This window comes from Pseudomonas sp. NPDC087598, assembly GCF_044743525.1.
Classification (GTDB): Bacteria; Pseudomonadota; Gammaproteobacteria; order Pseudomonadales; family Pseudomonadaceae; genus Aquipseudomonas.
Genome location: NZ_JBIUWQ010000097.1, coordinates 1 through 2,260, shown reverse-complemented (window position 1 = coordinate 2,260; position 2,260 = coordinate 1). Strand labels below are relative to the sequence as shown.

2 protein-coding genes are annotated in these 2,260 nt (G+C 58.3%); both read left to right on the top strand.

All coding sequences use genetic code 11. From position 1 onward, the window contains the following. Positions 1-111: 111 nt before the first annotated feature. Positions 112-1,536 carry an aspartate ammonia-lyase gene (locus ACIOWE_RS28825; protein ID WP_401398305.1) on the top strand — a complete coding sequence of 475 codons (1,425 nt, stop codon included), beginning with the start codon at positions 112-114 and terminating at the stop codon, positions 1,534-1,536. Between the two features lie 607 nt (positions 1,537-2,143). After that, a partial coding sequence (locus tag ACIOWE_RS28820) for a hypothetical protein (RefSeq protein WP_401398317.1) occupies positions 2,144-2,260 on the top strand: 117 nt, incomplete at its 3' end.

Below are 2,260 nucleotides of genomic sequence, written 5' to 3'. Positions count from 1 at the left end.
TGCCGATTGTGAATTGGGCAGTGCTGAACAGCATTGGCCCAAAAATTCGCACAAGCCTAGCATTCGCAGCGTTCCGGCACAGACCGGGTCCATATCGAGATGATTTCTATCATGTCCTCCGCTGCATCTTTCCGCACAGAAAACGACCTGCTTGGCGCCCTCGACGTACCGGCTCAAGCGTATTACGGCATCCAGACCCTGCGAGCGGTGAACAACTTCCGCCTCTCGGGCGTTCCGATTTCGCACTACCCGAAACTGGTTGTCGGTCTGGCAATGGTCAAACAGGCCGCTGCTGACGCCAACCGCGAGTTGGGTCATCTGAGCGAAGCCAAGCACGCTGCCATCAGCGAAGCCTGTGCACGATTGATCCGCGGTGATTTCCACGAAGAGTTCGTGGTCGACATGATTCAAGGTGGCGCCGGTACTTCCACCAACATGAACGCCAACGAAGTGATCGCCAACATTGCTCTGGAAGCAATGGGTCACGAGAAAGGCGAGTACCAGTACCTGCACCCGAACGACGACGTCAACATGGCGCAGTCGACCAACGACGCCTACCCGACCGCGATCCGCCTGGGTCTGCTGCTGGGTCACGACACATTGCTGGCCAGCCTCGACAGCCTGATTCAGGCGTTCGCAGCCAAGGGCAAAGAATTCGATCACGTCCTGAAAATGGGCCGTACCCAACTGCAAGACGCCGTACCGATGACCCTCGGTCAAGAATTCCGTGCTTTCGCCACCACCATGGGCGAAGACCTGGCCCGCCTGAAGACGCTGGCCCCGGAACTGCTGACTGAAGTGAACCTGGGCGGCACCGCGATCGGCACCGGCATCAACGCCGACCCGCGCTACCAGGCACTGGCTGTCCAGCGTCTGGCGCTGATCAGCGGTCAACCGGTTGTACCGGCTGCCGACTTGATCGAAGCAACTTCCGACATGGGCGCCTTCGTGCTGTTCTCCGGCATGCTCAAGCGCACCGCGGTCAAACTGTCGAAGATCTGCAACGACCTGCGCCTGCTGTCCAGCGGCCCACGTACCGGCATCAACGAAATCAACCTGCCGGCGCGTCAGCCAGGCAGCTCGATCATGCCCGGCAAGGTCAACCCGGTAATCCCGGAAGCCGTGAACCAGGTTGCGTTCCAGGTGATCGGTAACGACCTGGCGCTGACCATGGCAGCCGAAGGCGGCCAACTGCAACTGAACGTGATGGAGCCTTTGATCGCCTTCAAGATCTTCGACTCGATCCGTCTGCTGCAACGTGCCATGGACATGCTGCGCGAACACTGCATCGTCGGCATCACCGCCAACGAAGCACGCTGCCGCGAACTGGTCGAACACTCGATCGGCCTGGGCACCGCACTGACCCGGTCCCTCGGCTACAAAAACGCCACCCGCATCGCCCGTATCGCCCTTGAAAGCGGCCGCGGCGTGCTGGAACTGGTGCGCGAAGAAGGTCTGCTCGACGAAGAGAGTCTCGCCGACATCCTGCGCCCGGAAAACATGATTGCTCCGCGTCTGGTTCCGCTCAAAGCCTGAGCCGACGCGTTACTTGTAGCACCGCTCACCAGGTCGAGGGACTAGACACCTCTCACCTTTTGAGGGCTTGGGGATCAGTCCCCAAGCCCTTTTTTTTAACTGTTTGGCAGAGAAAACCGTATGTCTGGGGATTGCTCAATGTGGAAATAAGCCCTTGTGGCGAGGGGATTCATCCCCGATCGACTGCGAGGCAGTCGCAAAACCCTGCCACGCGATGTACCTGATACATCGTGATTACAGGTTTTGGGGCCGCTGCGCGACCCATCGGGGATAAATCCCCTCGCCACAGGGTTTGAGTCAACAGAGAAGCAGTCCCCGTACAAGCCCGGCGCCGGTAACGCCGGGTGTTTCAAAGCCTCGTTTCGTCGCTTGCACCACTACCGTGCAGACGGGCGCGTCACTGATCGGTATAGTGCCGCCCCTCTTCGCGTGAGCGGTCGTCGGTAACGAGGCCATAACCCATGCGAAACCCGAACTAATAACAAACCCGCGAAATGGACCGGGACGAAACCCTCGCCTCGCCTGTCGTGCCGCGCACAGACCGGTGTAACGCGATGTTTCTGAACATCCAGCATTTGCTTACACAATAAACAGCGAGGAAAAATCCATGCTCGAAGTCATTAACGACTTCCTCTCAGGGAAAGTACTGATCGTGCTCATTGTCGGGCTCGGTAGCTACTTCTCTATTCGATTGAGTTTAGTTCATCTGGTATTCTTTTTCATT

Bases quoted from the DNA above. Each gene is read 5' to 3' on its own strand.
- ACIOWE_RS28825 (WP_401398305.1), top strand. From the start codon at position 112: ATGTCCTCCGCTGCATCTTTCCGCACAGAAAACGACCTGCTTGGCGCC.